Annotated in this window: 6 protein-coding genes and 4 tRNA genes; 8 read left to right on the forward strand and 2 right to left on the reverse strand. The window is 47.1% G+C overall.

Features of this window, described 5'->3' with window-relative positions; all coding sequences use genetic code 11:
• The first annotated feature begins 2 nt into the window (after positions 1-2).
• Entirely contained in the window at positions 3-170 is a 168-nt protein-coding gene (locus tag AKL11_RS26720) for an ISAzo13-like element transposase-related protein (protein WP_366556870.1), read from the forward strand.
• Between the two features lie 71 nt (positions 171-241).
• Here the strand turns inward: AKL11_RS26720 and folD are convergent, their stop codons facing one another.
• Positions 242-1,096, reverse strand: coding sequence for a bifunctional methylenetetrahydrofolate dehydrogenase/methenyltetrahydrofolate cyclohydrolase FolD (gene folD, locus AKL11_RS20165; protein WP_067521209.1), 855 nt, complete (start codon positions 1,094-1,096; stop codon positions 242-244).
• Between the two features lie 354 nt (positions 1,097-1,450).
• Between folD and AKL11_RS20170 the strand changes: the two genes are divergently transcribed.
• The 7 genes from AKL11_RS20170 (at position 1,451) to clpX (ending at position 6,216) form a co-directional block, all read left to right on the forward strand.
• Positions 1,451-1,527: transfer RNA gene (locus AKL11_RS20170), tRNA-Pro, on the forward strand.
• A gap of 13 nt (positions 1,528-1,540) precedes the next feature.
• Positions 1,541-1,617: transfer RNA gene (locus tag AKL11_RS20175), tRNA-Arg, on the forward strand.
• A gap of 81 nt (positions 1,618-1,698) precedes the next feature.
• Positions 1,699-1,774 (forward strand) — tRNA-His (locus AKL11_RS20180).
• A gap of 86 nt (positions 1,775-1,860) precedes the next feature.
• A tRNA-Leu gene (locus tag AKL11_RS20185) sits at positions 1,861-1,945 on the forward strand.
• A 437-nt stretch (positions 1,946-2,382) separates the two neighbouring features.
• On the forward strand, positions 2,383-3,726 hold the full coding sequence (tig, locus tag AKL11_RS20190) for a trigger factor (RefSeq protein ID WP_067521212.1): 1,344 nt from the start codon (positions 2,383-2,385) through the stop codon (positions 3,724-3,726).
• 193 nt (positions 3,727-3,919) lie between these two features.
• Positions 3,920-4,567 carry an ATP-dependent Clp endopeptidase proteolytic subunit ClpP gene (gene clpP / locus AKL11_RS20195; RefSeq protein ID WP_067521216.1) on the forward strand — a complete coding sequence of 216 codons (648 nt, stop codon included), beginning with the start codon at positions 3,920-3,922 and terminating at the stop codon, positions 4,565-4,567.
• 347 nt (positions 4,568-4,914) lie between these two features.
• On the forward strand, positions 4,915-6,216 hold the full coding sequence (gene clpX, locus AKL11_RS20200; RefSeq protein WP_067521219.1) for an ATP-dependent Clp protease ATP-binding subunit ClpX: 1,302 nt from the start codon (positions 4,915-4,917) through the stop codon (positions 6,214-6,216).
• A 361-nt stretch (positions 6,217-6,577) separates the two neighbouring features.
• Here clpX and AKL11_RS26725 read toward each other — a convergent pair whose 3' ends face one another.
• Positions 6,578-6,718, reverse strand: a complete 141-nt coding sequence (locus tag AKL11_RS26725; RefSeq protein ID WP_157673686.1) for a transposase-like zinc-binding domain-containing protein — start codon at positions 6,716-6,718, stop codon at positions 6,578-6,580.
• Positions 6,719-6,919 lie beyond the last annotated feature (201 nt).

The raw sequence follows: 6,919 nt of genomic DNA on the forward strand, positions 1-6,919 counted from the left end.
ACATAGAAAAAACAGAAACGACCAAAGGGCTGAAAGTGGTTGTAAGAATTATCGACAAAGTGTTCGAAACCGGGCGTAAATATGCCACTGACTTCAAAAAGAACATGGCCATTCAGTTCGATAAATTCTTGCCAAAATGGAACTATGTCGCCATGCCCTGTACCTGCTGAAATCGGGAAGTTATTCAGGGACTATTCCTAAGTGGTCTGAGTTGACCAGTTTATCAACTCAGACAAGGTTACTAATCATGCAAATGTTCGGCGGCGTACAGAGTGTTTTCCAGCAGTGTGGCGACGGTCATTGGACCAACACCGCCCGGTACTGGTGTGATCCAGGAGGCTCTTTCCTTGGCAGTTTCAAACTCAATATCACCCACCAGTCGGCCGTCGTCCATACGATTGATGCCAATATCAATAACAACAGCGCCTTTCTTTACCCACTCACCTTTCACTAAGCCGGGTTTACCTGCACCAACGACCAGAATGTCGCCCCGGGCCACTTCGGCCGCCAGGTTGTCAGTGAATCGGTGAGCTGTGGTGGTGGTGCAGCCTGCCAGCAATAGTTCCATGGTCATCGGGCGGCCAACAATATTGGAGGCGCCGACGATCACCGCATTTTTACCGCGGATAGCTTCGTCGGTGCTTTCGAGTAGGGTCATTACTCCTTTTGGCGTGCAGGGACGAAGAAGAGGGATGCGTTGAACCAAGCGACCAATGTTGTATGGATGAAAACCATCAACATCTTTATCCGGGCGGATGCGTTCTATGACCAGCTCGCTATTAATATGTTCAGGTAAAGGCAGCTGGACAAGAATGCCATCAATCTCTGAATCATTATTCAGTGCATCGATCAGATCCAGTAAATGTTTTTCGCCGGTGCTGGCGGGCAAGTCGTGAGAAATGGATTTGAAACCCACTTGTTCACAGTCTTGACGCTTTTTACCAACATAAATTTTTGAAGCAGGATCATCTCCAATCAAAATAACAGCAAGTCCGGGTGGACGAAGCCCTTGCTGGGTGCGTCGGCTAACCTTTTCGGCAATGGAATCGGTTAATTGCAGGGCGATGGCTTTGCCATCAATAATTCTTGCTGTCATAGATGCTGGGGCCTGTCTCTGACATCATACCAATCGAACTTCCTGATCATGCTTCTACCTAACTAACCACGCATAGGATGGTTGTTAGAAAGCGCGAAATTGGTATTCGTTATCATTAAAATCGTAGAGCACGTAAGTTTATCAGTGACTGCCGCTTTATGGCATTCCTTTTACCCTTGAAAATCGCGTTGGCATTCCGACAACCAGATTGATAACCTGATAACACTAATCTGTTGGTTGGTTAACTCTTAAATTTTGACAAGGGAATTGACGAACTATCCGCTTGTGAGTAGTATTCGTCGCCGTTGTCCAGCGAACATTTCTTAGTGTTTAGCAGGGGTTTCGTAAAGATAACGGGGTATAGCGCAGTCTGGTAGCGCGCCTGCTTTGGGAGCAGGATGTCGGGAGTTCGAATCTCTCTACCCCGACCAATTTAACGGTTAAGCGCCCGTAGCTCAGTCGGATAGAGCATCCGCCTTCTAAGCGGATGGTCGCAGGTTCGAATCCTGCCGGGCGCGCCATTTTGGCAGGCTATAAAGAGTTTGATAATCAGCTCTTGATTCTTTGAAAGAATTTGAATAGTCTGCACTTCGTTTGCAGTGGTGGGCGTAGCTCAGTTGGTAGAGCTCCGGATTGTGATTCCGGCGGTCGAGGGTTCGATCCCCTTCGTCCACCCCAAATTACACTTTTATCTCTCTATGTAACTGTAAGAGATGGAAGCTAGAAAATTACAGTGTTTCGCGTGCGCTATGGAAGCATTGTGAGCGGATGTGGTGGAATTGGTAGACACGCTGGTTTTAGGTACCAGTGCCGAAAGGCGTGAGAGTTCGAGTCTCTCCATCCGCACCAATCATTAACGGGGATAAGCATGCTTATCCCCGTTTTTGTATGTTTCATCCAAAGAAACTGCCCTGATGGGGGCGTATGGACCTACTAGTCCTTGGCTTCGGAGAAACGTGACAGATTGATGGGTAGAAAGCTGGGCCAGGGCTGCTGTGTCAGGGGTCTAAGAAACTGTTTATTATCGTTTGCAGCTCGCAGAAAGATTATGAACAGCTTCTAAACGTTGCTTATCATTAACAGCCTTTCAATCTGACGGTTTTTGCTGGAGAAAAGTGAGAGTAGTGCACATTCTGCAGGGAGCCGGAATGAATAATAATTCCTGACCTTTCTGCAATCTGTGTAGTAAGTGATGCCTGAAAAGTGCCTGTGCATTATCGGTCATCTTTGCTAGCCTATGCGCCTTTTGACCCTTTGCTACACAGGTTTGGTGTTGAGGAACAAAAATGCAATTCTCTCTTGAAGAAACCACCGGTATTGAGCGTAAGCTGACCATCACTGTTGCTGTTGAAGACATCAACAACGAAGTGAACAAGCGTCTGCAGGACCTTTCCCGCCGCGTGCGTCTGGACGGCTTCCGTCCAGGTAAAGTCCCAATGAAAGTGGTTAAGCGTCGTTACGGCGAAGGCGCCAGACAAGAAGTGCTTGGTGAAATGATGCAATCCTCTTTCATCGAAGCCATCACAGAACAGAAGCTGAATCCAGCGGGCGCACCTTCTGTAGAAGCGAAATCTGATAACGATGAAGGTTTTACTTTCGTTGCTACTTTCGAAGTGTATCCAGAAATCGCTCTGAACGAATTCAAAGACATTATCGTAGAGCGTCCGGTTGCTGAAGTTCAGGAATCCGACATCGACGAAATGATCGAAACCCTGCGCAAGCAGAGCAACACCTTTGAAGTGGTTGAACGCGCTGCTGAGCAAGGCGACCGTCTGACGTTTGATTACGTTGGTACTAAAGATGGCGAAGCCTTCGAAGGTGGCAGTGCTGAGAACGCTACTCTGGAACTGGGTTCCGGCCGTATGATTCCAGGTTTTGAAGACGGTCTGGTCGGCGTTTCTGCCGGCGAAGAAACAGTACTGTCTGTGACGTTCCCTGAAGATTATCAAGCAGAAGAACTGGCTGGTCAGGCTGTTGAGTTTGCCTGCAAGGTACACAAGGTTGAAGGTCCGGCTCTGCCAGAAATGAACGATGAATTCTTTGCCCGTTTTGGCGTAAGCGAAGGTGGTCTGGAAGGCTTCCGTACTGAAGTTTCCAAGAACATGGAGCGCGAACTGCGTCAGGCCATCAAGAGCAAAGTGAAAAATCAGGTAATGGACGGTCTGCTGAATACTCACGAAGTAGAAGTGCCTTCCGCCCTGGCCGCTCAGGAAATTGACCGCATGCGCGAACAGGCTGTTCAGCAATTTGGCGGTGCTCAGAGTGGTTTCGATCCTAAACAACTACCTGCTGAACTGTTCGAAAGCGATGCCAGGAAGCGCGTTGCTCTCGGCCTGCTGATTGGTGAAGTGGTTAAGCAGCGTGAAGTAAAAGTGGACGGCGAGCGTGTTCGTGCCATGATTGAAGAAATGGCTTCCGCTTACCAGGAACCACAGCAGGTTATCGACTGGTATTACAGCAACGACGAACAGCTTTCTCAGATCAAGTATGTTGTTCTGGAAGAGCAGGTGGTAGATACTATTCTTGACGCAGCTCAGGTTTCCGAGAAGTCCTGCAGCTACCAGGAAGCGATCAAGCCAGCAGAGCGTGTTGAAGAAGCTGCTGAAGAAACAGAAGAAGCCGCTGAGTAAGGCGACTTCTGATTTGAGCGGATAAGACTGTGTTGTTATCAGATGATGTCTTTATAAGGCAAAGTCGCTAAAAGCTAAGGTTTTATCTGCTCTGGTCGTTTTAATCTGGTATGCAAGCGGCTGTTTCAATGATTGAAATGGCCGTTTTTTCTTCGATTCTTTTTACGACTCAGGCAAGGAGTGAAGACAGGATATGTCCAATCTGAATGACCCATACGCCGTGGCAATTACCAACTCTGGGCTGGTGCCTATTGTCGTTGAGCAATCGGCCAGAGGTGAGCGATCTTACGATATCTACTCCCGCCTGTTAAAGGAGCGAGTAATTTTCCTGGTAGGCCAGGTTGAAGATCACATGGCGAATCTGGTGGTTGCCCAGCTTCTTTTCTTGGAATCTGAAAACCCGGATAAAGATATTCATCTGTACATCAACTCTCCAGGCGGCTCTGTGACTGCGGGTATGTCAATTTACGACACCATGCAGTTTATCAAGCCAGATGTTTCTACCATGTGTATGGGGCAGGCGGCCAGCATGGGTGCGTTGTTGCTGGCGGGTGGTGCTGCAGGTAAGCGTTACTGTCTGCCACACTCCCGGGTGATGATTCATCAGCCGTTGGGTGGCTTCCAGGGGCAAGCGTCTGATATCGAAATCCACGCCAAAGAAATCTTGAGCATCCGTCACAAGTTGAACCAGGTGCTGGCTCATCATACCGGTCAGCCTATGGATATCATTGAGCGTGATACGGATCGTGATAATTTCATGAATGGTGAAGAAGCGGTGAAATATGGCCTGATCGATCAGGTGATGAGTGACCGCTCTGCGGGCAGTAAAGGCAAGAAGTAAACTTCTGGCTTTTCTTCCGTAACTGGTATTGAAAATACATATTTTCTTTACCGGTTACTCCTTTCAGGTTGATTTTTGCACGAAGTCGTTGAACACTACTTAGCGAGTTTGGCTTTCAGGGTTGGTCTATTTTGCACAGTGATCGTGCAGGACAATCGTGCAAAGTCAGGCATTGGGCCGGATCAAACTGTGAATTTTAGGTTCTCAGTGGTCAGGCACTTGAAAACATGCCCCGATGCCTGCATCTTACCTATATGACACCATGAAATTTGTTTGGATTGGTAAATAGGGCTAATTTCCAGAATTTAAGTGCAGGGCAGGCATTGTCCGTATAACAGGGTAATCGAATGACCGACGAAACAAGCGGTAAGGGCGAAGATAGCAAGCTGCTGTACTGCTCTTTCTGCGGAAAGAGTCAGCATGAAGTTCGCAAGCTGATTGCCGGCCCGTCCGTATTTATCTGTGATGAATGTGTTGACCTGTGCAACGACATCATCCGTGAAGAAATTCAGGAGGGTGGCAGCGAAGAATCCTCCGATAAGCTGCCTATCCCACGTGAGATCAAGGATACCCTTGACGAATACGTTATTGGCCAGCCAAGAGCCAAGAAAGTCCTTTCTGTCGCCGTTTATAACCATTACAAGCGGTTGCGCTTTGGTGAAGCAAAGGGCGATAAGAATAAAGACGACGTTGAGCTGGGTAAAAGTAACATTCTGCTGATCGGACCAACCGGTAGTGGTAAAACTCTGCTGGCAGAAACATTGGCAAGAATGCTGAACGTACCGTTCACTATTGCTGACGCCACTACACTGACCGAAGCCGGTTACGTGGGCGAAGATGTTGAAAACATCATTCAGAAACTGCTGCAGAAATGCGATTACGATGTAGAAAAAGCCCAGATGGGTATTGTTTACATTGATGAGATCGACAAGATTTCCCGCAAGTCCGACAATCCCTCCATCACCCGCGATGTATCCGGTGAAGGTGTTCAGCAAGCGCTGCTGAAATTGATTGAAGGCACAGTGGCTTCTGTTCCTCCTCAGGGTGGCAGAAAGCATCCTCAGCAGGAATTCCTGCAGGTGGACACATCCAATATTCTCTTTATCTGTGGCGGTGCTTTCGCCGGTCTGGATAAAGTGATTAAAGGGCGTACCGAGAAGTCCGGTATTGGTTTCTCTGCAGAAGTCACCAGTAAAGATGACAAAAAAGATCTGGGTGAAACTTTCAAAGAAGTGGAGCCAGAAGATCTGGTGAAATTCGGTCTGATTCCAGAATTTGTCGGTCGTCTACCGGTTATTGCCACGTTGGAAGAACTGGACGAAGAAGCGCTGGTGCGTATTCTGATTGAACCCAAGAACGCGTTGACCAAACAGTACAGCAAGCTGTTCGATATGGAAGACGTAGAGGTGGATTTCCGTCAGGACGCTTTACAAGCGGTTGCTAAAAAAGCAATGGAGCGAAAAACCGGAGCTCGTGGTCTTCGTTCTATTCTTGAGTCAGTGTTGTTGGAATCCATGTACGAGATTCCTTCTGACGAAAGTATCTCTAAAGTGGTTATTGATGCTTCCGTGATTAATGGCGACTCTGAACCGTTGTTGATCTATGAGAATGCAGAACAGCCCAAGGCTGCTTCCTCAGACAACGGTTGATATAGAAAACTCCGCGCTCAGCGGAGTTTTTGCTTTTTCGTTGGCAGTTTTCATCATTAGTCTTAGTCTATTACTTGCAATGATTTTTTTCCTCTATCCTCTTCTTTTTGATTTCCATGTCTTATCATATCAGCAAGCCTAATAGTTCGAATGCTTCTCGACATCCGTTAGCTGTATGGCCGTTTGGGTGTATCTGTGGAATGCATTGCCTTCTCTAATACCATGAAAAGGTGAGTTATATTGGTAGCGATTATATTGACTCACTCTCAAAGCTGAAAAGTCACGCGTTTGGTTGCTTCTGTGCCTCTCTAGTCTGTTGTCAAATAAAGTCAGATTCAATCTTCATAAGTACCATCGCACCTCAAAAGGTTCTATTGCAACAGCAGCAGAGAAATCTTTGTAGCCCTGATCTTGCTTTCCCATTTCTGACAACATCATCAGATTTACGACAGTGGATGCATATAACGTCAACAAGAGCCCTATATATAAAAGTACAGTACAAAACTAGGAGGCTGTCGGACTTGAAAGTAAAAACCGGAGATGGGCCGCAATAAAGTCAAAAATCACAGAATCCAGTCTGGAAGTGCTGTTTATGTCGTCAGTCTCTTTTGCCCAAATATCCAAATGCATGCGACAAATAACCTGTAAGCTGAAATAAACTGCATAAAAATGATACTTTCCTGAAGATCTTTCAGCATCAGCG

The organism is Endozoicomonas ascidiicola (genome assembly GCF_001646945.1).
GTDB lineage: Bacteria > Pseudomonadota > Gammaproteobacteria > Pseudomonadales > Endozoicomonadaceae > Endozoicomonas > Endozoicomonas ascidiicola.

What these genes read in the sequence shown, in the direction of transcription:
- folD (WP_067521209.1), bottom strand. Translation starts at nt 1,096, where the DNA reads ATGACAGCAAGAATTATTGATGGCAAAGCCATCGCCCTGCAATTAACC.
- tig (WP_067521212.1), top strand. Translation starts at nt 2,383, where the DNA reads ATGCAATTCTCTCTTGAAGAAACCACCGGTATTGAGCGTAAGCTGACC.
- clpP (WP_067521216.1), top strand. Translation starts at nt 3,920, where the DNA reads ATGTCCAATCTGAATGACCCATACGCCGTGGCAATTACCAACTCTGGG.
- clpX (WP_067521219.1), top strand. Translation starts at nt 4,915, where the DNA reads ATGACCGACGAAACAAGCGGTAAGGGCGAAGATAGCAAGCTGCTGTAC.